This window comes from Streptomyces sp. So13.3 (genome assembly GCF_005860785.2).
Classification (GTDB): Bacteria; Actinomycetota; Actinomycetes; order Streptomycetales; family Streptomycetaceae; genus Actinacidiphila; species Actinacidiphila fildesensis.
The window spans coordinates 7,867,835-7,892,354 of the sequence record NZ_CP048835.1 but is presented as its reverse complement, the minus strand read 5'-3'; the positions used below and the strand labels follow the sequence as shown (position 1 = coordinate 7,892,354).

Below are 24,520 nucleotides of genomic sequence, written 5' to 3'. Positions count from 1 at the left end.
CTGGAGATCCTCTCGCGCGTGCAGCGGCTCCCACAGGCGCATCGCACCCGCACCGGTCACTGGTATCGCGAGCTGTCCGCGGCCATGCCCGAGCGCCGGCTCGACATCATGATCGCCATGCTGTCCCCCGACCCACCGTAGGACCCCGATCCCGCTTCAGCGCTGGCCTACGCCGAGCTTCATCTGCTCATCTCCACGCCCAGTTTCACCCGCTGGACACAGGACCACGACGAAGAGATGAGGGACGCCCCGGCCTTCTACGGGGAGATCGACGATGCCGTCGTCCTGACGGCCGCCGCTGTGACCCAGGGGCTGCCGCCCAGCGCCGGGGATGCGGTGAACGCCTTCGTCTCCGCCCACGCACGAGCCCGGCGCGAGTCGGACATCCCCGCCTTCCGCGCATACCTGCACGGGCTGGTGTCGAGGTCGTCCGGCTTCGACCCCCGCCTGGAACGCTATTGGGCCCTGGTCGGCACGGTCACCGGCGGACGCGTGCTGAACATGACGGTGGCTCATAGATGGCTCACCGACGGACTGTCGATCTCGATGGCCGGCACCGCACCTCCGACTTCAAGGTGACCGGCTGCCAGTGTTCACCCCACTGTGTTCAGGCCCGGCAGCGGGATGATCCGGGTCGATGCGGTGCCGGCTCCGGACGGCGGCAGCACCGCCGACGTCCGGCGGCGGCCCACCGGGCGGTCGGGGCCTACCGGGCGGTCTGGGCCGACCGGGAGGGCCGTCCGGCGACCGCCGCTCACGTCGTGAGGGTGTCGTCGAGCCAGTCGTAGATGCGGGCGAGGGACAGGCGCATGGCGCCGGGGTGGCAGTGCGCGCCGGCGCCTTCTTCGGCGGTGAAGACCATGAGGGTTTTGGGGCAGGTCAGGTGGTGGTAGAGCTGCTCGGGCTGGCCCTTGAAGAATTCGTCGTCGGCGGCGTCGCAGACCAGGGTGGGGCACTGGATCTGTTCGGCGATGCCGTGGTGAAGGGTGTAGTCGAGGTAGGAGGCGCTGAAGGCGCGGGGGGTGTCGACGCCCATGACGTACATGCCGTGGTTGATCGCCCAGCGGGCGGTGGCATCCTGGGCCATGAGCTGCTCGAAGCCCGCGTCGAGTTCAGGGGCCGAGTCCGCGCGCAGGAGACGTTCGGCCGCGGCGCGGTCGCCGGGGATGTTGCGGACGGAGATCTGGCCGAGGTCATAGACACCGTCCACAGCTATCAGCGCGGCCAGGCGGTGCTCGAAGGCCACCGCCCGGGGGGCGAGCACACCGCCCATGCTGGAGCCCAGCAGCGCGATACGGCTGGGGTCGACCTCGGGAAGGGTCTCGGCGAAGTCGATCACGGGGGTGATGACGTTCTCCCAGTCGGGGCGGAAGACCAGCCCTTCGCGGTGGCGCGGGCCGGGCTGCCCTGGGCCGTCGAAGGTCAGCACCGTATAACCGCGCTCCACGGCCGCCAGCGCGCCGCTGAAGTGGAGCTCCTCGGCGGTGCCGTCGAAACCGGAGTGCATGATCAGCGTCGGCCGGGGTGCGCCGGTGGTGTCGGCCCGGTAGAGGTAGCCGGGCAGCGTGGTGCCCTCGTACGGGATACGGACCGGCTCGATACGCGGGGTGGACAGCGCGGCGGCCGCCTGGAAACAGGCCACGCTGCGGTCGTAGGCATGGTCATGGCGCGGGTCGCACGGGTGCCCGTGCAGGAAGAACTCAGCCGACCGGTAATAGTTCGACGCCCGCAAGAACCCGTCCCGCGCACTGACCGGGTGACCGGCCTCCAGCGCCATCCGCGCCTCGCCGGCCACCCGGTCCGCCGTCGCGAGCCACTCCGTGTGCCAACTGTCGTAGTCACCCTCAACGATGCGCTCACACGTCGAGACGACCTCACCGAAATCAGCGCCGCCATAAGCGATGTGACTCATCGACCGCAGGGTCTCGTACCAGAACTGGGTGTTGTCCGGGAACAGCAGCTGCTTCATGACAGTGTCCTTGAAGGTGAGGGAATGAGCAGGGCCGGGCGGGGGCGGCGGCGGGGTTGCGGTCGGCGTCTGAGCCTTCCGACGCCGGGGATCGGCACGACGGGGATCGACACGACGGGGATCGGCACGAGGGGGGTCAGCGGGCGCTGCCGAGGTCGCGGTCGGCCTCGGAGCCTGCGAGCAGCAAGGTGGTCTCCTCGATCCGGCGGAAGCGGCCGTCGGGCGCGAACTCGCCGAACACGTAGACCTCCATGCGGACCGTGGAGCCGTCCGTCTTCACGACCTCCATGGTGTGGCGGTCGGCGTACCGGTCGCCGTCCGCGAGTTCGTCGTGGACCTCGACCGAGCCGCCGGCCACGACCGTGCGCAGGTGGGCGATATGGGCGAGGAATTCGGTGCGATCCGCCCAGCTGCCGTCGGTGCGCTGGCGGTAGTCGGGGGCGAAGTGCCGCTCGGCGGCCTCGTCCAGATCCAGGCCCGGGGTGAGGAGCAGGTCGGTGAGGGCGGCGCGGATGTCGGTGCGGTTCATGGGATTTCCTCCGGTGTGGTGGTAGTGGCCCGCAAGGCGAGCACAAGAGATGCACGAGAGATGCGTGCTTCGAGCACGCTTATGACTGTACGGGGAAAGCGTGCTTCGCGCACGCTATTCTGAAGCGGTGACGAACACGACCGGCGACGACATCGCCCAGACCCTCGGGCTGCTCCTGCGGCGCAGCACCCGCACCCGTCTCCATACCCGCCTCACCGACGGCCTGGAGGAGGCGGTTGACGACCTCACCTACCCGGTCCTCAGCGGCCTGGCCCGCACCGGCCCGTGCAGCGCCGCCGACCTCGGCCGCGAGGTCGGACTGGACCGCACCACCGTCAGCCGGCGCGCCGACCGCCTGGAGCGGTTCGGGCTCCTCGAGCGCCACCCGGACCCGGACGACAGCCGCGCCACCCTGCTCACCCTCACCGACGACGGCCGCGCCGTCGTGGCCGTCACCCGGCAGCGACTCGCGGACGCCATCGAGGACTCACTCGCCAGCTGGCCGCAGGCCGACGCCCGCACCTTCGCCCGCCTCCTGCGCCGCTTCGTCGACGAGGGACCCTTCGCCGGCGACCACGACTGACCGTCACGGGCGGTGCGATCGAGCGGTCGAGCGGGCCAGCAGGCGGGCAGGCGGGCAGGCGGGCAGGCGGGCAGGCGGGCAGGCGGGCAGGTCTACCAGTTCGCCCAGGGGAGGTTCCAGCCGCCGAGCCCGTTGTCGGGGGCGACCGCCTTCTCCTTCGAGTGCACGACCTTGACCACGTCGCCGATCAGCGAGCTGTTGAAGAACGCGCCCGCGGCGGAGTTGTCGCTGCCGCCCTCCACGTCCTTGAGCGAGACGCAGCCGTGGCTGGTGTTGGCCTTGCCGAACGGTCGCCCTTGTACCAGTAGTTGCCGTGGAGGTAGGTGCCGCTGCTGGTCAGCCGCATCGCGTGCGGGACGGCGGGGATGTCGTACTCGTCGCCGAGTCCGACGGTCCGGGAGTTCATGTGGGTGACCTTCTCCTTGGACATGATCACCATCGTGCCGCTCCACGACGGGTGCTTCTCGTCGCCGAGCGTGGCGGGCACGGTGGTGGCCTTGCCGTCCCGGACGATCGTGAGCTGGTGCGTGGCGGCGTTCGCGGTGGACACCTGCGACCGGCCGATGGTGAACGGCTCGTCCTTGTCCACGTCGCCGTAGACGCCCGGTGAGACCTCGACGTTCTTCAGTCGGTAGTGGATGGTGACCTTGGTGCCCGGCTTCCAGTACTCGGCCGGGCGGAAGTCCAGCCGGTCGTCGCCGAACCAGTGGCCCTTCACCTCGGTGCCGTTGTCGGTCGCGAAGGTGATGCCCTTGGCGACGGCGTCCTTGTTCACGATCTTCTTGCTGAACTCCACCTTGACGATCATGCCCACGCCGTAGGTCTGGCCGTCGCCGATGTTGTCGTTCGTGGAGACCTGCCTGCCGGGCGTGCGTGTGGTGAACGCGGTGGTGGCGGCGGCCACGAGGCCGTCGGCGTCCGTCGCCTGGGCGTTCACCGTGTACGCCGTGCCGGGTGCGAGCGCGGCGGCGGGCTTCCAGCCGGTGCCGTCCGGGGTGAGCGAGCCGGGCACGGGCTTGCCGTTCTTGTCGGTCACGTCCACGGTGGTGAGCCTCCCGTGGGAGACCGACACCCGAAGCGCGTTCGGGGCGACGCCCTGGGCGCCGTCCTTCGGCTCGACGTCCAGCACCGCGGCCGACGTCTTCGGCACAGCCCCGCCTGTGGTCGTGGCGGCCGGGCCGCCTGCTGCAGCGGTGTCCGTCGCACGGGAGGCCTCGGCGCCCTCGCCGTGGGGGTTGCCGCAGGCCGCGGTCATCAGCAGGATGCCGCCCATCGTCAGCGCCACCGCGCCGCGGTGGAATCGGTCGCCGGTACGTATCGCGCGCCGGGCCGCCTGAACAGTGCTCACTGTTGTTGCTCCTTCTCGGTGATCACCGAAAGCTTGTCGGCCGCTTCGTCCCAGCAGCAACGGCCGGCGTCCGATCTGGGACGCAGGGACGCCTTTACCTCCTTTGAGCTGGGAAGACGTAACCTTCCTGGGACGCGTGAATGGGACGCAGGAACGGCGTGCCCGGCGGCGGGAACCGCGGGAGCGTGAGCGGGCGTGCTTCTGCCCCGGAGATCGCTTCACGGTGGTCCGGCCGCGGGGGGACGCGACAGCGCCGAACCCGACCGCCGATGTCGGCCGGGGACGGCGGGGCGCGATCATTGCGGGACGCAAGAGCGGGGTGGAGGAACGGTGCCAGAGGGGTTCGGGGAGTTGAGGGAGCGGGACGAGATCGCGCTGCTGCTCGGGGAGCTGAAGAGCCGGTCGGGGCTCAGTTACGGCGCGCTGGCGAAGAAGCTGCATCTGAGCACCTCGACGCTCCACCGCTACTGCACCGGCGACGTGGTGCCGACGGAGTTCGCCCCGCTGGACCACCTCGCGCGGCTGTGCAGAGCGACGCCGCAAGAGCTCGTCGAGCTGTATCGGCTGTGGGTCGTCGTCCACGCGGCGCGAGGGACCAGGACGTCATCCGGGTCCGAACCGTCCAGTCCGACGGGTCCGACGGGGGCGACGGGGGCGACGGGTCCGACGGAGGCACAGGCGGAGGCACAGGCGGGGCCGGAGGCGCAGGCGACACCGGACGGGAGAGGTGATGAGGCCGGACCGGTCCCCGCCGCCCGCGCCGAACCGGACCCTGTCCCCCGGGCGGTGCCGCTGCGGTGGCGGGTCCGCCACCGGGGGATGCTGGCCGCGGCGGCGGTCGCCGTGGTGCTGGCCACCATCGGGGCGGTCGCTACGGGGCTGGAGTCGGCCACCGGCAGTGACACCGATCCTGGGCGGGCCACGGCCGGCGGGTCGTCCTCCGGATCTCCGGCCGCGGGCGGCCTCGACTCGTCGTCGTCCTCCCCCGCGCTCGCCTCCGCCGGCGCGGGCCCGGGCGCGGGCGCGGGCTCGCCGGGGCCGAGCGGCGGGACGGACACGAGCGCTCCGATCAAGGTTTCGGTCAAGCCTTCCGGGTGGGACACCCCGTGCGATCAGTACCTGGTCGACCGCCCGCCGTCCGAAGTCCCTCGACCGCCCCAGGTGCCGGACGTGGCGGGCTGGGTCTCCCGGCTCGGCGCGGTTCCCGGCCCCTACCTGTCGATCGAGATCGTCGTGCAGGGCACGAGCAGGGACACCGTGGTGCTGTCGGGCCTCAACGTCCGGGTCGCCCGGATCGCGGCTCCCCTCGCCTGGAACGCCTATTCCATGGGCGAGGGCTGCGGCGGCGGAGTCGACGTCCATTCCTACGACCTCGATCTCGACGCGGCCCGCCCGCGGCCGGTCGTGACCGAGGGCAGCACCGGCCTGCCGCTGAAGGTGAGCGAGGGCGACCCGGAGGTCATCGAGATCACCGCCCGGACCACCGCCCACGACGTGTCCTGGTACCTGGAGCTGGAGTGGTCCAGCGGCGACCGGAAGGGGACGCTCCCCGTCGACCTCGGCCACGGCACGCCGTTCCGCATCAGCGCGGTGAAGGGCCGGCCGCTGTGGTCCACCCGATCGGCGGACAAGCCTGGGAGCCGAGCCCGTTCCAGCGGTGACAGCGAGCCGGCCCCGGACGTCCCGGTACTCCGGGGCCGGCCCCGGAACGACCGCTGCTCACCCGGCCTCCCCCACCTCACCTTCACCGAATCCACCGGCATCAACGCGCTCCTCCGCGCCAACCGCACCCTTCAACAAGCCGGTGGTCGAGTCGATCGGCCATCTTGCCGAAGAAGAGCGAGAGTCGTGTTGGCGGCGTTGTCGACTAAATGGCCCGTGGTGTGGCCGGGCAGGCCCGACGATAGGGCCCGCGCACCCCCAGCCCGCGGGTTCGCAAGGGGTTGCTGCGGACCTCCCCCGCAAGGGTGCGGCTTCGCCTCGTCTGGGCCGAACGGGTGGCAATTGCACCGCGCGGATCCCGCACCTCGGGAACGGGGACAACCGCTGCTAGCTTCGCGAACCTTCGGAAGACCCGAGGAGCCCCGGGAGCAGGCGGGGCCCACCGCGACGAGCGGAGACCACGGTGACAGGTACAACGAGCGACCCGGACAAACCGGAGGCTTCCCCGTTCAAGCGCAGGAGTTTCGTGGCGGCGGCAGCCCTGGCGGCCGCGCCGGTCTCGCTGGCCGGGCCCGCCGCAGCCGCGCACGCGGCCGGGCCGCCGCAGGCCGCACCGTTCGGGTCTGTCGCGCGTCTGATGGCTGTTCCCGCCATCGGCCGCGACGTCGGCTGGCTCAGGCAGGCCCTTCAGGTTGCGGTGGAACTCGAACTCTCCACTATCCCGCCGTATCTGTGCGGCTGGTGGTCGGTCAAGGACCGCAGCAGCGAGGTCGCGCGTCTGATCCGGCGGATCGTCGGCGACGAGATGTACCACCTGGGAGTGGTCTGCAACCTCCTGGTGGCTGTGGGCGGGCGGCCCCGGATCAGCGACGCCGCCCCCACCTACCCCGGCCCGCTACCCGGCGGCGTGCGCGCCGGAGTGAACATCTATTTGTCGGGCCTGACCAAGTCCGTCGTCCACGACGTGATGATGGCGATTGAGGCCCCCGACGCTCCGCTCACCCGCAGCAGGGCCACCTCGCCGAGCGTTGCTGACTTCTACTCCACCCTGCAGCAGGCGTTCCGACAGGCGGCACCGGAACTGTCGGCGCGGGGGCAGCTGTCCGAACACATCGGCTCCGCCGTGCTGAAGCCGGTCGAGAACCTCGATGACGTCGAACGCTGCCTCGAAGTCATCAAGGAGCAGGGCGAGGGCACGATCACCTCCCCGGATGAGTCCTTCGGCGACGACCACCCGGCGCACTACTACGCCTTCGGTGAGATCTACCACGGACGGCGGCTGCTCAAGGTCGGCGCAAGCAGGCAGTTCACCGGCGCGCCCGTGCCCTTCCCCGACACCCGTCCCATGGCCACGGTCCCAGCCGGCGGCTGGCCCCACGCGTCAGTGCTGGTCCGGCGACTCCTCGACCACTTCGACACCACTTACCACGCCGTGCTCGACACCCTCGAAACAGCGTGGGATGGCGGCGACCCCAGCGCCCTGCGCGCGGCCGTCCACGCCATGCGGGGACTGGAGACCCCAGCCGTCGAATTGATGGAGATCGGTATCCCCGGTACCCCGGGGAATTACGGCCCCCAGTTCCGCCCGCCCCTCTCCTCCCGCCCCACCGGACAATGATCGCCGACATCCCGGCAACGGACATGCCCGCACAGGCCCAGCCGCTGGGCCGCCGCCACGCCGTAAAGGAGTGTGCGCGTCCGCAGTCGACGCGATGACCCGGAGCGCCACCGCGACGTTCCAGCCTTCGGCGCCTCACCGCGACACCGCAATGGCGAACGCCCCGACGGAACGCCGTGTCCGCGGGTGTGCCGGCGTCCTGAGCCCTGGTGGTGGCCCTGAAAACCGCGGGCGACCGGCCGTACATCGACGGGACCACGAACAACTCACCGGTGCGCTTGGTTGTGGGCTACCACTTCCTCAACCGCTTCCCCCGGCTGGGGCTGACCCCCGCCGACAACGGCAGCATCAACTCCGTACCCGGCGGTCCCACCGCGATCGGCTCCGTGGCCGGGCGTTCCGCCGGGAGAGGGCAGTTGAACCCCCATCCGATGGAACCGGCCGTCCGGGTCACAACGAACCCGCCCCGACGCGGCCCACGGCGGTGGCTCCCGTGGACGCTTGCCGCCCGCTCACACCGTCGGAAGCGTCGCGGCGTCCCGCCCTGCTCCGGGGACCGGGAGGCCCGGCGAAACGATCACGAACGCCGGTCAACTCTTCCGCGCGCGAAACGAATCGGCGGAGGGTAGGTGCTCACTGTGGCATGTGCCGGAATTCATCACAGTTTGAGTGGCCGTGAGGCCGACCCACACGCAGCGACGTACCACTGGGTGGCAAGCGTGCACAGGTGTTGAAGGAAACGCCAGGGCGGACGCCCGTGTGCTTCCCGCGTGATCCAGCTGGAGGTCCTTGAGTTGAGCCACCGACATGTGAACAAGCGGACCGGCGCCATCACCGGCGCCGTGGCGGCAGTTGTCGCCGGGGTGGCGATCCTGCTTCCCCACGCCAACGCGAGTACCAACACGCCACAACCCCCCGAGACGTTCTCCTCGCAGTCGGCCGCGATGCTCGCGGCATCCCTCGACACGGACCTCGGCGGCAGGACAGCGGGCTGGTACCTGGACACCCCCACCAGCCACCTGGTCGTGAACGTACTGAGCAACGACGACGCCCGGCGGGTCCAGTCCCAGGGGGCCATCGCCAAGGTCGTGCGGAACACCATGCCCGCACTGCGCGACGGCGTTCGCACCTTGAGCGACACCGCCTCGATACCCGGCACCGCCTGGTCCATCGACCCGAAGACCAACCAGATCGTGGTCCTCGCCGACCGGACGGTGACCGGCACGAAGATGGCCACCCTGACACGGGCCACGGACCGGCTGGCCGGTCTGGTGAGCGTCAAACGGACTTCGGGCGAGTTCACACTCTACGACGCGGGCGGCCGCCGCCAAGGCTCGGCCGGCGGCAACCCCCCAGCGGCCGGCGGTGGCTCCCCTGCGGCGGGAGGGGCGGGAGGCCAGGCGGGCGGCGCGAACACCGCGACGGGAGCTATCGGCGGCTCCGCCATCTTCGGTGGCCGAGCGCAGTGCTCACTGGGATTCAACGTCACCGTGCAGGGAGCGCCCGCCTTCATCACAGCAGGCCACTGCGGCAACGAATCGAAGACCTGGGCGGCCGATCAGGCAGGTAGTCAGCCGCTGGGCACCGTCGCGGACTCCCGGTTCCCCAAAACCGACTTCGCCCTGGTGACGTACGACGACCCGACCACGAAGCCGTCCAGCGCGGTCGACCTCCACAACGGCAGCACCCAGCAGATCACCCAGGCCGTGGACGCGGCCGTGGGCATGAAGGTGCAGCGATCCGGCAGCAGAACGGGTCTCAAGGACGGCACCGTCACCGGTCTCAACGCCACGGTCAACTACGGCAACGGCGACATCGTCAACGGACTCATCCAGACCGACGTGTGCGCGGAGCCCGGTGACAGCGGAGGCCCGATGTTCGCCGGCGACGCGGCCGTGGGGCTGACCTCGGGCGGCAGCGGTGACTGCCAGCAGGGCGGCGAGACCTTCTTCCAGCCGGTCACGGCCGCGCTCGCGGCCACCGGAGCCGTCATCGGAGCGGGCGACGCCGGTGGCAGCGGCAGCGCGGCCGGCGGTGGTGACGCGAACGGGAACGCCGCCGGTGGCGACAACGCGAACGGCAACGACGCCAGTGCGGGTTCAAGTGCGGGTGCGGGTACGGGTGACGCGAACGGCACTGATGCGGGTGCTGGCTCCGGTGACGCAAACGGCACTGATCCGGGTGCGGGTGCGGGTGCGGGTGACGCGAACGGTACTGATACGGGTGCTGGTTCCACCACCGGCGCCACAACCGGCGCGGATGGTGGCGACGGACAGCAGTAGGTCCGCGGGGACCACCGGCTCCGGTCACCGGTGACACCGGAGCTCCACCGAACTGACCGCACGATGGAGCTGCGGTGACCGGCCCCTCCTCCCCTGGGGCTGGCCACCGCAGCTGCACCGTCAGCGAGCGCGCCCCACTCCTCCAGTCGGGTCATGTCTCGTTCCACACGCGCCGCCATGATGACTACTTCAGCTCCATGACACCCCATCCGTGAGACACATGTGAGAGATGGGCGAAGAGGGCTGCACGGAAACACGGCCTTACAAACCCTTCCGGATGACGGTGCGGTCGCGAACCGCCCGGTCTACGTCGCGGTCGGGATCAATCTCGAAGGCGAGCGGGACGTACTGGGGATGTGGGTCGGCACCGGCGGCGAGGGCGCCAAAACCTGGATGACGTGGCTCGCCGAACTCCGCAACCGCGGCGTGCAGGACGTCCTGATCGCCTGCTGCGACGGGCTGAAGGGACTGCCGGAGTCGGTCACCACCATCTGGCCGCTCGCGGACGTGCAGCTGTGCGTGGTCCACATGGTCCGCGCCAGCCTGAAATACGCCTCCACCAGGCACTGGCAGCCCATCGCCAAAGAACTCCGGCAGGTCTGCACCGCCGTGACCGCGGATGCGGCCGAGGCCCGCTTCGCGGAGTTCGAGGCCGAATGGGGCACCAAATATCCGGCGCTGGTCGCGGGCTGGCGGCGCAACGGGGAACACTTCGTGTTCTTCCTGCGGTTCCCGTCCGAGATCCGCAAGGTCGTCTACACCACGAACATGAGCGACTCGCTGAACTCACGGTTCCGGCAGGCCACCCGACGTCGCGGGCACTTCCCCGACGAGAACGCTGCCCTGAAGGTCCTCTACCTCGTCATCCGCGACCGGCAGCCCAACCGGCCCAACGTCACCGGCAGAACCCGCAACTGGAAACAAGCCATCAACACCCTCGCCGGCTACTACGGCGACCGCATCATCAACCAGTAATCACAGCACCGGGCATGCACAAAGAAAAAGACACTCCCAAGCGGCAGGCTCGACGAACGCGACTTCCTTGGTCTCGCTGCTGGTGTGCAGCTCGCCGCCGACGATGCGGGAGGTGAAGCAGGTTGAGTACTGCTGGCGTACTTCGCCGTCGTCATAGGCGATCACGTGGACTGGGTTGGTGTAGATGCCGACCGGCCCAGCAGCTTGTCTCGTGCGTGCCGGGTGGCGCCTTCGGGGGCGCCACCCGGCATGTGGTGTGCTGCGGCTCTCCTAGATGTAGTAGCCGCTCCAGTTCTGCTCGCGGGGCAGATCCGGGGCGCAGGACCACAGGGTGAGCCACGTTCCGCTGGCCATGTTGCCACCGTAGTTGGTGATGCACTTGCCACCGAAGAGGGTGAAGGTGTGGTCCTTGGTGGAGGAGAACTCCTGCGGAGATCCGTAGGAGTAGTCGCAGGTCCACAGAGTCAGGACGGCACCATTGACACCGCTTCCATTGCCCGAGGGGGTGAGGCACTTGCCACTGACCTTGTGCACCAAGTGGTTACGGTCCCAGCCCCACTGCTGCAGGTTGCTGCCCGTGCAGTCCCAGGTGGTGATCTTGGTGCCGTTGGACGTCCCGTTGCCTTCCGGGGTCATGCAGTCGGTGATGACTGACCAGTCGTTGGAAACGACGCCCCAGTGGCTGACGGAGGCACTGGCGGGGGCGGCGGAAAGGGCGGAAAGACCGCACAGGGCCAGGGCTATGGTCAGAAGCGAAGCAATCTTGCGCATACGTTCCTCGTTCATGAGAAACCGGCACAGGAAGGCAGTGCCTGCGGTCTGTCCCCGCACGCCCGGCCCGGCTGCACCGGTACTGGAATGGTGTTCCCCTGCTTCGCGTCCCCGGCTCTGCAGGGGACGCGTGCAACCGCACGCGAGGGTGAGCTGGGCCAAGCTACAGTCGTGCTGCAGAATTTTGCAAGATCTTTTCCTGGGGAGCCGGCTCCCCACGGCCCGTACGCCGTGGTCCTGCCACGGATGGTGTCGGCACACCGCGAAGTCGCCCCCGCGGCCGACCATGAGCCCATGACCCAAAGGGAATGCGGGCACCACCACCCAACACCGCAACTCGCGAACCGGTCAGGGGGCTTAGCCGGTCCACGGTCGAAGGATGACGATCACAACTCCCGATACGCCCTAGCATGATCCACGACGCCGGATGTGCCGGCGTCAGGAAAGGCACGACAATGCGCATACGGAAGATCCTCGCCGCCGCCGCCCTGGCCGGCACCGTTCTGACCGCGGGCCTGGCGACCACCGGCATGGCCTCGGCCTCCACCCTGGCCGACTGCCAGGGGGGCCCTTACGTCTGCCTGTACTTCAACTCCAGCAGCAACGGCTACGGGGCCGTCTTCCACCAGTCGTCGAACATATCGAACTACGCGGGCTACCAGTTCGGCGAGAGCGCCTACGGAACCAATGGTGCCGGCGTCTCCGTCAAGAACCACGCCGCGTCGGTCGACAGCTGGTACGCCGGCGCCTTCACCGTTTATTACAGCAGCGGCGACCGCAACTGCAGCTATGCCTGCCAGACCATCCCGGACTACGGATTCAGGGACCTCAACGCGCAGATGAAGAACAACAACGCGGCCGGCTTCTTCGGCTGAGCCGGAGCTGCCCCCGTCTGAGAAGCGACAGTGATCTCCGACCATTCGCACTGGCCGGAGATCACTGCAGCCCAACCTGCTTCCGCCATCCACACCTGCCTGTCTCGCCGAACCGAGAGAGATCACGCCTGTGCTCAGCCGCCCGCGTCGCTCCACCGTCCTCCTTGTCGCCCTGCCGCTGCTGCTGGTCGGCTGCACGGGCGCCGTCGCGGACTCGGAGCGCGGCACCGACGCACCGACCCGGGTCGTGGTTCCGCCCCCGGTGTCCGCCACGCCCGTGCTGGATTCGGCAAACAATCTGCCGCTGCCCCTGGACTCCTATCTGTTCAATCCGGAGCAGATGTTCACGGTCGAGAAGGCGCAGGCACGGCTTGGCGCGAGGTGTATGGCACGCTTCGGATTCAGTTACCCGCACTCGGCACCGCTTCAGCCGAGGCGCGGTAGCGATGCCCCGACCACCCGAAGGGACGGCCGTTACGGGCCGCAGAACGCCACCGTGATGGCGAAGTGGGGCTATCACTTGGAGGGCGGCGACGTGGGCACGAGCTCGGCGCCCCCCAGGCCGCAGCTCAGCCAGCAGATGACGGCCGCTCTGCGGGGTTCGTCCGACATGACGCAGAAGTTCGGTCCCGGCGGGCAGGTCATCAACGGCCGGACCGTGCCGAACCACGGCTGCGTCGGGGAGACCGTCAAGGAACTGACCGGCGCCGTGGACGGCAGAGTGGGCGATGCGCAGCTCGCGGAGGACCTCAAGTTCGGCACGCTGCTGAACTCCCAGCACGACGTCCGGACCCGGACGGTTTTCGCTCAATGGTCGCAGTGCATGAAGGGAAGCGGCTTCAGCTACCCGGACCCCGTGGCCGCGATGGGCGACAAGAAGTGGTCGGACACCCCCATGCCCACGCCGCATGAGATCCAGGTGGCAACGGCCGACGCGAAGTGTCGGCACAAGGCGAACCTGGTCGGCGTCTGGTACATCGTCGACTTCGCCTACCAGAAGCAGGCGATCGCCGAGAACGCCGCCGCTATGGCACAGATCAAGACCGCCCTGCAGGCCCAGGTGAAGGCCGCCACCGCGGCGCTGAACGGAGATCCGTTGCGGCAGGAACGTTGAGAGCGATCACGAAAGGTTCGCTACTTCTTTCGCAGGTGCATGTTGCCGGTCGGGTGGTCGGCAGCATCGAACACTGCGCTCATCTGGGCAGCCACCGCAGTGACCGTTGGATGCTTCGTGGCGAAGCCGGTGCCTGAGGCTGGCGGTCATCGCACGAATCGTCTCGAGTGCGGGCGGAAGGGGTGCGTCTGGTGACGTTGACAAGGCCCAGGCCCAGGGCAGTTGGGGCCGTGGAAATTACTGCCGGGCTCGCGGCCGTTCAGCAGGCCGTTGAGGTGCGTCGCGCGGCGGACGAGGAGGCGCAGCGGGCCACCGGCCGGGTCGATCGCCTACTGGACGGCCGCGATCGGCCCTCGTGAGGCGGCCCCGACCCCGAAATCCGCCTTTTGGACCCTGGAACCCTCGCAAAGTGGGGTTCCAGGTACATCGACACAGGCTTGTCACAGCGCTCCCAGCGATACCGTCAAGTCGGCCAAGCGGAGTGGGTGGCCGCCGTGTTTGAAGCGGGTAACTCACTTAGCGGGTGGGACTGCTGGCGCTCCACGGCAAGCCATCATTTGACGCGTAGGCCTTGATCAGGCACCCTAGCCTCTGTCAAATCGAGAGCCGCCCGGCGCTTCATGCAATGGGGCGGCAGCACATCGGGGGATGTCACCAAACGGGGAAATGCTTCACGGTCTCTGCCGTGTTCAGCGGCTCGGGGTGGAGCCGGAGGCGGCTCTTCGGAGCGTCGGTGCCGAGTCACGCGAGTTAGGTCGGTGCGACCAGGACGGGCCCACGCCTGTCCTGCATTCGTATGCCTGCTACCTACCTGAGTGCGCCTTCTCCGCTTGCATCCTCTGTAGAAATCAAGACTTCGAAGGATTTTCAGTGAAGAACACGACCAAAACTCTCGCGACATTGGCCGCGATGCTTTTCGCATGCATGATGGTCAACGCGACCTCTGCGCAGGCGTACATATCTGCCACGGGCTATCTCATCAACTACCCAGGCGGCGGTGTCAAGTGCGCCACTCCAGAGGGCAATAGCACCGCTAATGGAACCGCTCTCACGTTCTGGGACTGCACGGGCAGCGACATCCAGAAGTGGTACGTCGAGGACGGGTTCATCAGGAACCTGTCCAGCGGCAAGTGCGTGACGCCCCGGGGCAATGCGTATGCCACGAATGGTGCCGTGCTGACCTTGTGGGATTGCGGCAGCTACCGCAACGCGGCTCAGACCTTCAGCGTTGGTGACAGGGTCGACCTGCGGACGAACACTTTTACCACCTACGGGAACAAGTGCATTACCGGATACGGCAATGGCACTTCCAACGGCACGTACATGACCCTTTGGTCTTGTGCCAGCAACGTGCCGGCCACGCAGAACTGGGGCATGTACTACTAGACCCCTGGTGCAGTTGACGATGTGGCCGCGCGCGATGCGGTGCGGCCACATCGATAGGCCCCACCGTGCCCTTAACTCACGTGGGACGCCACACGATTGGGTGATGCCGGGCCGTTTGTCTAACGGCCCGCTCCGGGCGCATGCGGTGCGGTGGGGCCACGAGCCGCGTCGGCGGGCGGCGTCCCATCTCGGTACCGCCCGCCGTCCAGTGCCCGGCCCGCCGCACGGTGACCTCTTTGTGATGCCCGAGCCGTCTGAGCTCCTGCAGACAGCGGAACCTACGGATAGGTCCTGCGCTCCAAGGGCTTCTTCTGGCTGGCCACCCGCCCTCACGTGACGGGCCCGTGGTCACAGGCTGGGTCAGTGGCCCGCTTTGAGCGCTCCGGCGCCCGCGACGCGGAGACCACCCAGGGCCAGGGGCTGGTCTTCATCGGCACCGGGCTGCGCGTCGAAGCCCTGCAAGCAGCCGTGGCCGACTGCCTGATGGCCGACGGAGAGACGCTGCCGCCGGGCGACCCGTTCCCTGCCTGGGACACCTTCGGTATTGAAGAGACCTGCGAGGACGAGCACCTGGAGCCGGTGCCGCAGACCTGAAGACTCCGGGCTGGGCAGTGGTCGCAGCCACGGCACTGCCCAGCCCGGTATCGATATCCGTCCTTCCCGGCCCGGCACTCTGCCGGGCCTTCGCCTTGTCGCTTTCGTCGCGGTCAATCCGAGGCGTACAGCAAGCCCGGACCGCGCGTGGCCCCACGCCCCACCGGGGACGTGGGGCCACGCGCGCTCGCCAAGGATTCAGGCCCTACCAGGACGACTTGGTGACTCCCGGGAGGTGACCATCGTGCGCCTGCTCACACATGCGGATCCGGGAGAGCCCGAACTTCCGTAGATGCCCACGCGGCCGGCCGTCCACGCTGTCCCGGTTCCGTACACGGGTCGCGCTGGCATTAGGGGGCTGGTTGCGCAGCTCTGCCGAAGCGGCATGGCGCTCGGCCTGTGTGGAGGACGGACGCCGCACGACCTCCTTCAGCTCGGCACGCCGGGCCGCGTACCGCTCGACGATCGCCTTGCGCTTCTCGTTCTGTGCGATCTTGCTCTTCTTCGCCATCAGACCTTCACCCCTCGGGCGCGGATCCGGGCAACGGCAGCCTCAACGCCGATCACGTCGACGGTCTTGATCGCCCTCGCGCTCAAGGTCAGGCGGACATACCGGCCCTCGCCGGGCAGCCAGTATCGCTTGCGCTGGATGTTGGGGTCGAAGCGGCGGGAGGTGCGCCGGTGCGAGTGGGAGATGGTGTTGCCGAAGCCCGGCTGGGCCCCGGTCAGTTGGCAGTGGGCGGACAAGGTGCGACCTGCCTCTCTCTGAACCGAATCGTTTATTGAAAACGATTCCCATTCCCGTATAGTAGCGGCATGGCACGCAACGAGGTACGCCCGATCATCAAGCTCCGCTCCACCGCCGACACCGGCTACACGTACGTCACCCGCAAGAACCGCCGGAACGACCCGGACCGCCTGGTGCTGCGCAAGTTCGATCCGGTGGTGCGCCGGCACGTCGACTTCCGCGAAGAACGCTGACCCACCACCGCCACCGCAGCTCGAAGGACACCTCCATGAAGCCCGGAATCCACCCCGCCTACGGCCCCGTCGTCTTCCGCGACAAGGCCGCGAATTTCGCCTTCCCCACCCGCTCCACCGCCACCAGGGACAAGACGGTCGACTGGGAGGACGGCAACACCTATCCCGTCGTCGACGTCGAGATCTCCTCGCGGAGTCACCCCTTCTACACCGGTACCGCCCGCGTCCTGGACACCGCCGGCCGCGTCGAGCGCTTCGAGCGCCGTTACGGGAGGACGTCATGACCCTGCCGGTCGTCATCGTCGGAGGGCTCCACGCCGACGCCCGCAGGCAGGTCGTGGACCGCCTGCTGCACACCGTGCCGGGCAGCGTCGCACTCCACCACGACCTGGCCACAGCGGCCACGGGCACGGTCCGGCGCCTGATGCGTGACGCTTCGGGCGAACTGTCCCGGGACGAGACCCCGCTGGTCAACGACTGCGCCTGCTGCGCGCTGCGCGAAGACCTGCTGCCCGAGCTGGAACGGCTGGCCGACAGCAGCATGACCCGGCTGGCCATCGTCGAGCTGTGGGACTCCGTCGAGCCCCAGGCCATGGCCGAGGTCGTCGCACACGGCAGTGACGTACTCGACCTCACCGGCGTGATCACCGCGGTCGACCCCGCGCTCGTGCTGTCCTACCTCGTCAACGGCGACGACCTGGCCGAGGTGGGCCTGGCCGCGGCCCCGACCGACCAGCGGACCGTCGGAGACACCTGGGCACGGCAGCTGGAGTACGCACCCGTCCTCGCCCTCGTCGACGGCGCAGCAGCAGACGACGAGGACCGCGCCGTCCTCGCCCAACTCCATCCGACCGCCCGCCAGGTGCCCGCCGGATCCGGGGAACTGGCCCAGCTGGCCTTCGCCGGCTTCGACGTGGAAACCGCGGCCGCCGCCCAACATCCCGCCTGCGCCCTACTGCCCCAGGAAGCGGAGGAGGCAGGAGTCAGCACCTTCGTCTGGCACCGCCGCCGGCCCTTCCACCCCGAACGGCTCCACCAGGCACTGGAGGACCTCTGCTGCGCCGCCGCCCGCAGCAGGGGCCGCTTCTGGCTCGCTGACCGCCCGAACACCCTGCTGGCCTGGGACGCCGCAGGCGGCGCACTATCCGTGGAAAGCGTCGGACCCTGGCTGGCCGCTCTCCCGGATGCCGCCTGGGAGATGGTGCCGCCGATGCGCAGAGCGGCCGCCTCACTCGACTGGCACCCGGAACACGGTGACTGCTGCCAGCACCTCGTCTTCACCTCCCCCGGCCTCGACCGGCACGGCCTGGAACAACTCCTGGAGTTCTGCCTGCTCACCGACGCCGAATACGCCTCAGGACCCGAGGCGTGGAAGACACTCCCCACCGCCTTCGACTCCCTCCTCGACCCCGCCTCCTGAACACCCGGCATCGACAACCCCGGACACCGACGACCTCCAAGGAATCCACATGGCCCGCCGCCAGGCCGCCCACAAGCCGCTGAAGACCAGCCCCAATCCACTGGACCGGAGCGGTCTGCGTTCTTGATGCCGTTGACCGGATTCCCGGCCCCGGGTCAACCGCCCTTGGCCAGTTCCAGCAATTCGTGCAGATCCTGGGCCGCCTCCAGCGTGCACAACGCCGTTGCCGCCAGCACCGCCACAACGCCCAGCAGCACCACAGCCCGATTGCGCGGGGCAGGGGCGAGCAGGGCGGCAACGCGGCGGGGCACCGGTCCAGCGGCGGTCCGCTTGCGGTCCCGGCCGAGCAGTCCCAGCGCCGCGCCCGGCAAGCGGCTGCGGCTCGCACCGCTCCGGGCTGCCAGGGCTGCCTTACCCACGGTGCGGGCGACGCGACGGCGGTCGCCGATCACCCTGGCGGCGTGTTCGTCGGCCCACCGCTCCACCGTGTAGGTCACAGCCGTGGCTGCCGGGCGCAGCAGTGGATTGGCTGCGGCTGCCAACTGAACGGCGGCGGTGAACAGGTAGTGGTGGCCGCGTAGATGGGCGCATTCGTGGGCGAGCAGGACTGCGCGCTCGCCGTCGTCCAAGGCGGTGAGCATGCCGGTGGAAACAACGATGCGGCCGGGCAGCCCGGGCATGGCGAAGGCGTCGGCGGCCGGTTCGTCGAGGACGACCAATCGGTTCGTGCCGGGAAAGCAGGCTGCTTCCAGGGCCGCGTTGAACAATGCCCGCACGCGCCGCCACACCATGCGGGTCGCAGCCGTCGCCGCGGCGCCGAGGAGTACGGCGGCGAGCAGCCCAACCGCCCGGGTGGTGGGATCGTGGCGTTGCATCACCTGGAGCGAGTACCCGCCCAAGGCGGCGACAGGCGGGATCCGGACCACTGCGGCCAGTACGAGCAGCCCGAGGACCGTGGTGCTGCCGAGGGCCAGGACGACCGCTCCGACGGCGAGGATCCAGGTGGCCAGTCTCGGTTCCAGCCGCTCCGTCAGCGGCCGGACAGCGAGTGCGGCCAAGGCAGGGAAGAGCAGCGGCAGATAGACGGCGAGGCGCATCCGGGGGCGGTCCCTACTGGCCGGGGTCGAGTTCGGCGCCGAGCAAGCGGCGCAGCAACTGCTCGTCGTCGGCGGACAGATCGTCGACGAACCGGGTCAGGACCTTCTCTCGATCCGGTTTGCTCCCCAGGACCTTGTGCATCTGGCGTGCGGCCAGGCCCGGTGCATCGGTCACGGGGGCGTAGGCGTAGGCCCGGCCGCGAGGGGCGCGCTCCAGGACGCCCTTGGCGTGCAGCCGGGAGAGGATCGTCACCACCGTGCTGTACGACAGTCCGCCGCCGAGGCGCTCAGCCGCCTGCGCGGGGGTCAGCGCCTCCTCGGCGGCCTGCAGGATCGCCAGCACCTCGGCCTCCAGAGCGCCGTTGGGGCGCCGTCCGGCTGCCGGGGTCGCCGCGCCGTCGTCATTCATGATTTGGCTACCTTCCGTTCATCATCTACAGTCGCGTAGAACGTCTACGTGACTGTAGAAGCTGCTGGCGCCCCCGAGTGTGCCATGCCCTCCCGCGCCTGGCGAGCAGCCCCGGCGCCCGCCTCCCCCTGCAAAGGCATCCTCGTGACCGCAACCTCGTTCCAGGCCCTGGACGGCGCAGCCATCGACGGCGGCTGGTACACCACCGTCACCGACTTCGCCCGCGACACCCACTGGCTCAACGCCCCGATGCTGGCCTTCACCAGCTACGGAGCGGCGCTGTTCGTCGTGGCCCTGCTCGCCGGTTGGTGGATGGCCCGCCGTGCCGATGCCGCCGCGATGGCCGCGTCGCTGGCGGGCGGCATCGCCGTCGTCCTCGCCTACGTCGTCAACTCCGGCATCAAGGAAGTCTTCGTCGAACCGCGCCCCTGCCGCGCCCTGCCGCACGACTTCCTCGTCGAAGCCTGCCCACCGCTGAACGACTACGCCTTCCCCAGCAACCACACCACCGTCGCCTTCGCCGCCGCCACCGCGCTGCTGCTCATCCACCGGCGCCTCGGCGCACTGGCTCTCGTCCTCGCCGTGCTGATGGCCGCTTCCCGCGTCTACGTCGGCGCCCACTACCCCCACGACGTCATCACCGCCGCCCTGGTCGGCACCGCCATTGCCGCCCCGACCGTCCTCCTCGGCCGCCGCTACGGCGCCCCGGTCGTCGAACGACTCCGCACCAGCCGGCTGCGCCCCGTACTAACCCGATAGGACCGACGCAAGGACGATGGAGGAGCCGACCGTGCCGTACCCGAGGCCGCCTTTGGATTCCAGCTCGCTCAGGTAGTCACCCGCAGTCGCACCGAGCGGACGGGTCAGGACGAACACTGTCCAGAACAGGCCGAAATCGTCGTGCCTGCAGGGCTGGTGGACAGGATCACGCATAGCCATCATCGGGCACAGAGGATCAACGTGCCGCCACGCGCGGGCCTGATCACGCAGTGGTGGGCGAAAGCCTCCAGGATGGCCTTCCCCCTGGTTCGGCGCAGTCGTCGACTCCGGCGCCAGTATGAGGAGGGGCAGTGCCCTGACACCCCTCGGCTGCCCCGAGCCGCACGCTATCCGGCGGGAAGTGAGACCACGAAGCGGGCGCCGGTATCGGCAGGAGACACCGTGATCTCACCACCTGCCGCTCGCGCCAGGCGGCGTGCGAGTGGCAGGCCCAAGCCGGCTCCATCGTGCCTGCTGGCGGGATCGGCCCTGAATCCCGGTTCGAAGACGGCCCCCCACAGGCCGGCCGGAATCCCGGGACCGTCGTCGGAGACCGTGACCTCCACGTTCCGTCCGGGAACGGCCGCATACTCGATCGCTACGCACCGCACCGCGTAGCGGCGGGCGTTGTCCAGCAGTGGCACCAGGATCCGTTCCAGGAGCGGAGCGGAGACGCCCACAGTGGGCTGCTCCCCGTCGATTCCGGTTCGTACCACCACGGGTGGATCCTGGGGGTGGGCTTCGGCGCTGTGGCGCGCAACTTCCTCGATCGTCTCCCGCAATGAACACCGTCCGGATGTCTCGGAGCCGCGGGTGCGCGCTTCAGTGAGCAGCGTTTCGACGATGCCGTGCATGCGGGCTGCCCCGGACGCGATGGCCCGGTGCGCGGTCTCCTGCTCCTCGACGCCGCGCGGCCTGGCTTGCAGCCATTCGACCTCGGCGGTGAGAGCGGCCAGCGGGGTGCGCAGCTCGTGTGACATCTCACCGGTCAACTGCTGCTCATGCCGGAGCACCGCGGCCAGCCGGTCCAGGAGTGCGTCGAGTGTCCCCGCCAGGTCGGCCAGTTCCGCCGGGCGTCGCTCTGCTCCGAAGCGGTGACCGGCGTCCTCCCCGCTCCACCGTGCCGCCTGCCGGCTCATGACGCCGACTGGGCGTAGTGCCCGGGCCACGACCGCACGGGTCACCGGGTAGACACCCCCGAGTAGCAGCACCGCCAGACCGATCGACCCAATGAGCGCGGTCTCGGCCGTATGCCGGTACGGAGTGACTTCCACCGCTGCGACAACCGTGCCCACCTGGCGACCCCGGTCCCGGATCGGCAGTGCGTACAGTCGGAACGGAGCGGAGCCGGACGACTCGTCCGCGAACCCTTCCCCGCCGGCGAGCCGGTCGGCCCAGGCCTGCGGGCCGCCGGGCGGCGGCGGTCCTTCCACGACGCGCCGGCCCTGGTAGATCCAGATTCCGGTGTCCAGGACATGGTCGTCGGACGGTTCATGGACGGTGAGTGAGCCGTTGGACCGCACTTCGACGGTGGCGGCGACGGCGGCCGCACGCGTGCGCAGCAGATCATCGGCCTGCGCGCGCAGCCGCGCGTCGAGCACCACATTGAACGCGGCTGTGAGCAGCGCCACCCATATGGCGGTGCTGGCCAGAGCAAGCAATGCGAGCCGGCCGCGCAAGGTGGCCGGGCGGCGCGTGAAGCGTCTCATGCGAACCGGTATCCGACTCCGCGGACGGTGTCGATGCCCTCGACCGCGTCCACTTCCCGCAATTTACGGCGCAGCCGCGCCAGGAACTGGTCGAGCGTGTTGTCGCTGACGCTGGCGCCGTCGGGCCATCCCGTGCGGATCAGGGTCCGCCGTCGCACCACCGCGCCGGGCTCGGCCATCAGGCAGGCCAGGAGACGGAATTCGGTGGGTGTCAGGGATGCGGTGCGGTCGCGCACCTCGAGCAGATGCCGTGCCGGGTCGAGTCGGACCCCGGCGCCGTGCACCACGCGTTCGCTTCCGGTGCGCCGCACGGCCGCCCGCAGTCGCGCGGCGAGCTCGCTCATGTGGAACGGCTTGGAGAGGTAGTCGTCGCCTCCCGCGGAGAAGCCCGACAGTCGGTCGGTCAGTCCGTCGCGCGCGGTCAGGAACAGCACCGGTGCGACCAGGCCGCGGGCCCGCATGGCCTGGCACACGTCGCGTCCGTCGGAGTCCGGCAGGCCGACATCCAGCACAACGGCGTCCGCGTGGCCGGTGGCGGCAAGGGTTCGCAGTGCGCTGCGGCCGTCGGCGGCGGTCACCACTTCGAAGTCCTCCTCGCGGAGGCCTCGGGCCAGCACGTCCCTCAGCGCGTGATCGTCCTCGACGACCAGCACCAGGGGCCGCGTCCTGCGCACGGCCGGGCCGGACCGCGCGCCGGGTTCTTCGGCCGGCTCGGCCCGGCGTTCGGACGGCGCGTCGCGGTGGGAAGGGGTGTGAACAGCCACGGGGTCAGTATCACCCGCCCTCGGAGGCACCCCGGACGAGGTCGCGCGCGACGGGTTCGGCGGCTCCGGGATCCGTCTGATCCTTACGGGTGAAGGACAGGAAGGCGACGAGAGCCGAGATCGTCACGAGGAAGAGCGCGCTGGTCCCGACCGTCCCCAGGCCGAGGCCGCCCTCGTCACCGGGCTGCGAGAGGTAGTCGCCCAGTGAGGCGCCGAGGGGGCGGGTCAGGATATAGGCGATCCAGAAGGCCACCACAGCGTTCAGCTTGATGCCGGTGTGCGCCAGTGCGACAAGAGCGATCAGCGCCCCGAACACGACCGTCGACACCCAGTAGCCCAGGCCCAGCTGCTCCGCGGTGAGATCGCCCGCGGCGGTACCCAGGGCGAACGTGAACAGGATGGCCGCCCAGTAGAAGGCCTCGCGCCGGACCGTGACGATGCTGTGGATGGACAGCGTCTTCTCACTCGCGAACCAGATCGCGAAGGTGGCGGCCAGCGCGATGGCGAACAGGACGGCGGTGGTCGCGAGGGGAACGCCGAAGTTGTCCGTGAGGTTGTCGGTGACCAGCGTGCCGACCACGCTGATCAGAACGACCGCCATCCAGTAGACCGCGGGCAGGTACTTCTTCGCCATGAACTGGAAGAACAGCGTGATGATCAGCAGGCCGGCCATGATGTAGGTCGTGTTGGTCAGGCCGAGGTCGAGATTGCTGTTCAGGAAGTCCGCTGCCGTTTCGCCCACGGTGGTGCAGAGCACTTTGATGACCCAGAAGTAGATCGTGACCTCCGGCACCTTGTTCAACATCTGGCGGCGCGTGGGCGCGGCCCCGGACCATTCCGTCGTGATCGTCATGGCGCGAGGCTGGCACGACGCACCTGAACAGAACCTGACTGTCCTTCCCAGCCGCCGTCGGCCGGGCGCTACAGGCTCTCCTCCGGTCTTTCGAGCCGGTAGCCGTGGCCTCGGAGCGTGGTGATCTCCAGCGGCCGTGTCGGGGCGGCGGCGGTGGCAGCGGCATGGTGCAGGCGACGTCGCAATGAGGCCATGGTGACGTCCAGGGTCTTCGTGGGGCCGAACCAGTTCTCGTCCCACACCTGCGCCATCAGGTCCTCCCGTGACACGGCCGCGCCCTGGTTGCGGCCCAGTACGGTCAGGAGTTCGAACTCCTTCGCGCGCAGCACGATTTCCACTCCGTTGAGCAGGCAGCGCCGTGCGGCGATGTCCAGGGTCAAAGGACCGATCACGAGGGACTCCGGGCCCTCCGGCGCTGTGGTGGGGCGTCGGCGCAGGTGTGCGCGGAGCCGGGCGAGCAGAACGGTCAGGCTGAAGGGCTTGACGAGGTAGTCATCAGCGCCCGCGTCCAGGCCGGCGATGACATCGATCTCGTCGGAGCGGGCGGTCAGGATGACGATGAGCAGATCGGGGTGGTCCGCGCGGAGGCTGCGGGCGACATCGATGCCGTCCATGTCGGGCAGGCCGAGGTCCAGGAGGACGACGTCGGGGAGAGCCTTGTGCGCTGCGCTCAGCCCGGAAGTCCCGGTGCGGCACCAGCTGGCGCTGTATCCGTTACCGAGCAGGCCGGTGTGCAGGTGGCGTCCGATGGTCTCGTCGTCCTCGATCACCAGAGCGGCGGGCCGGTCGGATGCGGTGGCCATGGGCATGCTCCGAAGCGTA

At 69.2% G+C, this 24,520-nt stretch carries 28 protein-coding genes and 3 pseudogenes; 15 read left to right on the top strand and 16 right to left on the bottom strand.

The genetic code is table 11. The features are described 5' to 3' along the window. Window positions 1-18: 18 nt before the first annotated feature. Window positions 19-141, top strand: a complete 123-nt coding sequence (locus C8250_RS44550) for a hypothetical protein (protein WP_269288850.1) — start codon at window positions 19-21, stop codon at window positions 139-141. 96 nt (window positions 142-237) lie between these two features. After that, a complete protein-coding gene (locus C8250_RS35350; RefSeq protein WP_138352789.1) occupies window positions 238-579 on the top strand; it encodes a hypothetical protein in 342 nt (113 codons plus the stop codon). 175 nt (window positions 580-754) lie between these two features. On the opposite strand, the gene C8250_RS35345 is transcribed toward C8250_RS35350, so the two are convergent. Beyond that, entirely contained in the window at window positions 755-1,969 is a 1,215-nt protein-coding gene (locus tag C8250_RS35345) for an alpha/beta fold hydrolase (protein WP_187145116.1), read from the bottom strand. A 136-nt stretch (window positions 1,970-2,105) separates the two neighbouring features. Further along, window positions 2,106-2,498 (bottom strand): nuclear transport factor 2 family protein, encoded by a 393-nt coding sequence (locus C8250_RS35340; protein WP_138352787.1) that lies wholly within the window; start codon window positions 2,496-2,498, stop codon window positions 2,106-2,108. Between the two features lie 127 nt (window positions 2,499-2,625). Between C8250_RS35340 and C8250_RS35335 the strand changes: the two genes are divergently transcribed. Next, entirely contained in the window at window positions 2,626-3,081 is a 456-nt protein-coding gene (locus C8250_RS35335) for a MarR family transcriptional regulator (RefSeq protein ID WP_138352786.1), read from the top strand. 92 nt (window positions 3,082-3,173) lie between these two features. On the opposite strand, the gene C8250_RS44000 is transcribed toward C8250_RS35335, so the two are convergent. Both C8250_RS44000 and C8250_RS35330 read right to left on the bottom strand, forming a co-directional pair. Next, window positions 3,174-3,323 carry a hypothetical protein gene (locus C8250_RS44000; protein WP_232486013.1) on the bottom strand — a complete coding sequence of 50 codons (150 nt, stop codon included), beginning with the start codon at window positions 3,321-3,323 and terminating at the stop codon, window positions 3,174-3,176. Then, window positions 3,269-4,429: an Ig-like domain-containing protein gene (locus C8250_RS35330; RefSeq protein WP_244809571.1), complete on the bottom strand. Its 1,161-nt coding sequence runs from the start codon at window positions 4,427-4,429 to the stop codon at window positions 3,269-3,271. Before C8250_RS35330 ends, C8250_RS44000 begins: the two co-directional genes overlap by 55 nt. A 195-nt stretch (window positions 4,430-4,624) precedes the next feature. On the opposite strand from C8250_RS35330, the pseudogene C8250_RS44970 reads away from it, so the two are divergent. Then, window positions 4,625-4,927, top strand: a pseudogene (locus tag C8250_RS44970) (helix-turn-helix transcriptional regulator); the annotation flags it as partial. Here the strand turns inward: C8250_RS44970 and C8250_RS43990 are convergent. Beyond that, window positions 4,894-5,514: a hypothetical protein gene (locus C8250_RS43990; RefSeq protein WP_244809567.1), complete on the bottom strand. Its 621-nt coding sequence runs from the start codon at window positions 5,512-5,514 to the stop codon at window positions 4,894-4,896. The pseudogene C8250_RS44970 and the gene C8250_RS43990 sit on opposite strands and share 34 nt — an antisense overlap. Before the next feature lie 1,040 nt (window positions 5,515-6,554). Between C8250_RS43990 and C8250_RS35320 the strand changes: the two genes are divergently transcribed. The 3 genes from C8250_RS35320 (at window position 6,555) to C8250_RS35310 (ending at window position 10,966) form a co-directional block, all read left to right on the top strand. After that, window positions 6,555-7,709 (top strand): ferritin-like protein, encoded by a 1,155-nt coding sequence (locus C8250_RS35320; RefSeq protein ID WP_244809565.1) that lies wholly within the window; start codon window positions 6,555-6,557, stop codon window positions 7,707-7,709. Window positions 7,710-8,479: 770 nt separating this feature from the next. Beyond that, window positions 8,480-9,991, top strand: coding sequence for a S1 family peptidase (locus C8250_RS35315; RefSeq protein ID WP_244809564.1), 1,512 nt, complete (start codon window positions 8,480-8,482; stop codon window positions 9,989-9,991). Window positions 9,992-10,213: 222 nt separating this feature from the next. Further along, window positions 10,214-10,966, top strand: a complete 753-nt coding sequence (locus tag C8250_RS35310; protein WP_187145115.1) for an IS256 family transposase — start codon at window positions 10,214-10,216, stop codon at window positions 10,964-10,966. A gap of 42 nt (window positions 10,967-11,008) precedes the next feature. On the opposite strand, the pseudogene C8250_RS35305 reads toward C8250_RS35310, so the two are convergent. Beyond that, window positions 11,009-11,158 (bottom strand): annotated as a pseudogene (locus C8250_RS35305) (NUDIX hydrolase); the annotation flags it as partial. A gap of 78 nt (window positions 11,159-11,236) precedes the next feature. Beyond that, a complete protein-coding gene (locus C8250_RS35300) occupies window positions 11,237-11,737 on the bottom strand; it encodes a ricin-type beta-trefoil lectin domain protein (protein ID WP_187145114.1) in 501 nt (166 codons plus the stop codon). 455 nt (window positions 11,738-12,192) lie between these two features. Between C8250_RS35300 and C8250_RS35295 the strand changes: the two genes are divergently transcribed. The 4 genes and pseudogenes from C8250_RS35295 to C8250_RS35280 form a co-directional block, all read left to right on the top strand. Further along, window positions 12,193-12,612 carry a hypothetical protein gene (locus tag C8250_RS35295; protein WP_138352782.1) on the top strand — a complete coding sequence of 140 codons (420 nt, stop codon included), beginning with the start codon at window positions 12,193-12,195 and terminating at the stop codon, window positions 12,610-12,612. 262 nt (window positions 12,613-12,874) lie between these two features. Then, entirely contained in the window at window positions 12,875-13,726 is an 852-nt protein-coding gene (locus tag C8250_RS35290; RefSeq protein ID WP_187145113.1) for a hypothetical protein, read from the top strand. Between the two features lie 870 nt (window positions 13,727-14,596). Beyond that, window positions 14,597-15,112 (top strand): RICIN domain-containing protein, encoded by a 516-nt coding sequence (locus tag C8250_RS35285; RefSeq protein ID WP_187145112.1) that lies wholly within the window; start codon window positions 14,597-14,599, stop codon window positions 15,110-15,112. 267 nt (window positions 15,113-15,379) lie between these two features. Beyond that, window positions 15,380-15,706, top strand: a pseudogene (locus C8250_RS35280) (GTP-binding protein); the annotation flags it as partial. 205 nt (window positions 15,707-15,911) lie between these two features. Here the strand turns inward: C8250_RS35280 and rpsN are convergent. Both rpsN and rpmB read right to left on the bottom strand, forming a co-directional pair. Further along, window positions 15,912-16,217, bottom strand: a complete 306-nt coding sequence (gene rpsN, locus C8250_RS35275) for a 30S ribosomal protein S14 (RefSeq protein ID WP_138352778.1) — start codon at window positions 16,215-16,217, stop codon at window positions 15,912-15,914. Further along, complete coding sequence (gene rpmB / locus C8250_RS35270; RefSeq protein ID WP_138352777.1) at window positions 16,217-16,453, bottom strand: 50S ribosomal protein L28; 237 nt, start codon at window positions 16,451-16,453, stop codon at window positions 16,217-16,219. The genes rpsN and rpmB overlap by 1 nt, the downstream gene beginning before the upstream one ends. A gap of 69 nt (window positions 16,454-16,522) precedes the next feature. On the opposite strand from rpmB, the gene rpmG reads away from it, so the two are divergent. From rpmG to C8250_RS35255, 3 genes are read left to right on the top strand one after another with little or no spacing between them, the layout of a single operon-like run. After that, window positions 16,523-16,687 carry a 50S ribosomal protein L33 gene (rpmG, locus tag C8250_RS35265; protein WP_138352776.1) on the top strand — a complete coding sequence of 55 codons (165 nt, stop codon included), beginning with the start codon at window positions 16,523-16,525 and terminating at the stop codon, window positions 16,685-16,687. A 35-nt stretch (window positions 16,688-16,722) separates the two neighbouring features. Next, on the top strand, window positions 16,723-16,971 hold the full coding sequence (locus tag C8250_RS35260) for a type B 50S ribosomal protein L31 (protein WP_138352775.1): 249 nt from the start codon (window positions 16,723-16,725) through the stop codon (window positions 16,969-16,971). Beyond that, window positions 16,968-18,107, top strand: coding sequence for a GTP-binding protein (locus tag C8250_RS35255; RefSeq protein ID WP_138352774.1), 1,140 nt, complete (start codon window positions 16,968-16,970; stop codon window positions 18,105-18,107). The genes C8250_RS35260 and C8250_RS35255 overlap by 4 nt, the downstream gene beginning before the upstream one ends. Window positions 18,108-18,262: 155 nt before the next feature. Here the strand turns inward: C8250_RS35255 and C8250_RS35250 are convergent, their stop codons facing one another. Both C8250_RS35250 and C8250_RS35245 read right to left on the bottom strand, forming a co-directional pair. Beyond that, entirely contained in the window at window positions 18,263-19,204 is a 942-nt protein-coding gene (locus C8250_RS35250; RefSeq protein ID WP_138352773.1) for a M56 family metallopeptidase, read from the bottom strand. Between the two features lie 13 nt (window positions 19,205-19,217). Next, on the bottom strand, window positions 19,218-19,613 hold the full coding sequence (locus C8250_RS35245) for a BlaI/MecI/CopY family transcriptional regulator (protein WP_138352772.1): 396 nt from the start codon (window positions 19,611-19,613) through the stop codon (window positions 19,218-19,220). Window positions 19,614-19,757: 144 nt separating this feature from the next. On the opposite strand from C8250_RS35245, the gene C8250_RS35240 reads away from it, so the two are divergent. Then, a complete protein-coding gene (locus C8250_RS35240; RefSeq protein WP_307811579.1) occupies window positions 19,758-20,372 on the top strand; it encodes a phosphatase PAP2 family protein in 615 nt (204 codons plus the stop codon). Here C8250_RS35240 and C8250_RS35235 read toward each other — a convergent pair. The 5 genes from C8250_RS35235 to C8250_RS35215 form a co-directional block, all read right to left on the bottom strand. Continuing rightward, window positions 20,361-20,546, bottom strand: coding sequence for a hypothetical protein (locus C8250_RS35235; protein WP_232486015.1), 186 nt, complete (start codon window positions 20,544-20,546; stop codon window positions 20,361-20,363). The two genes, C8250_RS35240 and C8250_RS35235, sit on opposite strands and share 12 nt — an antisense overlap. Window positions 20,547-20,719: 173 nt before the next feature. Then, the gene (locus tag C8250_RS35230) at window positions 20,720-22,081 is read right to left on the bottom strand and encodes a HAMP domain-containing sensor histidine kinase (RefSeq protein WP_138352770.1); all 1,362 of its coding nucleotides are present in this window, start codon (window positions 22,079-22,081) and stop codon (window positions 20,720-20,722) included. After that, complete coding sequence (locus C8250_RS35225) at window positions 22,078-22,755, bottom strand: response regulator transcription factor (protein ID WP_138352852.1); 678 nt, start codon at window positions 22,753-22,755, stop codon at window positions 22,078-22,080. Before C8250_RS35225 ends, C8250_RS35230 begins: the two co-directional genes overlap by 4 nt. A gap of 100 nt (window positions 22,756-22,855) precedes the next feature. After that, window positions 22,856-23,698, bottom strand: a complete 843-nt coding sequence (locus tag C8250_RS35220) for a hypothetical protein (protein WP_198358988.1) — start codon at window positions 23,696-23,698, stop codon at window positions 22,856-22,858. Window positions 23,699-23,766: 68 nt separating this feature from the next. Continuing rightward, complete coding sequence (locus C8250_RS35215; protein ID WP_138352769.1) at window positions 23,767-24,507, bottom strand: response regulator transcription factor; 741 nt, start codon at window positions 24,505-24,507, stop codon at window positions 23,767-23,769. Between the last annotated feature and the right edge of the window lie 13 nt (window positions 24,508-24,520).

Bases quoted from the DNA above. Each gene is read 5' to 3' on its own strand.
- C8250_RS35245 (WP_138352772.1), bottom strand. From the start codon at position 19,613: ATGAATGACGACGGCGCGGCGACCCCGGCAGCCGGACGGCGCCCCAAC.
- rpmG (WP_138352776.1), top strand. From the start codon at position 16,523: ATGGCACGCAACGAGGTACGCCCGATCATCAAGCTCCGCTCCACCGCC.
- C8250_RS35260 (WP_138352775.1), top strand. From the start codon at position 16,723: ATGAAGCCCGGAATCCACCCCGCCTACGGCCCCGTCGTCTTCCGCGAC.
- C8250_RS35215 (WP_138352769.1), bottom strand. From the start codon at position 24,507: ATGCCCATGGCCACCGCATCCGACCGGCCCGCCGCTCTGGTGATCGAG.
- C8250_RS35220 (WP_198358988.1), bottom strand. From the start codon at position 23,698: ATGACGATCACGACGGAATGGTCCGGGGCCGCGCCCACGCGCCGCCAG.
- C8250_RS35345 (WP_187145116.1), bottom strand. From the start codon at position 1,969: ATGAAGCAGCTGCTGTTCCCGGACAACACCCAGTTCTGGTACGAGACC.
- C8250_RS35350 (WP_138352789.1), top strand. From the start codon at position 238: ATGAGGGACGCCCCGGCCTTCTACGGGGAGATCGACGATGCCGTCGTC.
- rpsN (WP_138352778.1), bottom strand. From the start codon at position 16,217: ATGGCGAAGAAGAGCAAGATCGCACAGAACGAGAAGCGCAAGGCGATC.
- C8250_RS35230 (WP_138352770.1), bottom strand. From the start codon at position 22,081: ATGAGACGCTTCACGCGCCGCCCGGCCACCTTGCGCGGCCGGCTCGCA.
- C8250_RS35340 (WP_138352787.1), bottom strand. From the start codon at position 2,498: ATGAACCGCACCGACATCCGCGCCGCCCTCACCGACCTGCTCCTCACC.
- C8250_RS35250 (WP_138352773.1), bottom strand. From the start codon at position 19,204: ATGCGCCTCGCCGTCTATCTGCCGCTGCTCTTCCCTGCCTTGGCCGCA.
- C8250_RS35295 (WP_138352782.1), top strand. From the start codon at position 12,193: ATGCGCATACGGAAGATCCTCGCCGCCGCCGCCCTGGCCGGCACCGTT.
- C8250_RS35300 (WP_187145114.1), bottom strand. From the start codon at position 11,737: ATGCGCAAGATTGCTTCGCTTCTGACCATAGCCCTGGCCCTGTGCGGT.
- C8250_RS35255 (WP_138352774.1), top strand. From the start codon at position 16,968: ATGACCCTGCCGGTCGTCATCGTCGGAGGGCTCCACGCCGACGCCCGC.
- C8250_RS35235 (WP_232486015.1), bottom strand. From the start codon at position 20,546: ATGCGTGATCCTGTCCACCAGCCCTGCAGGCACGACGATTTCGGCCTG.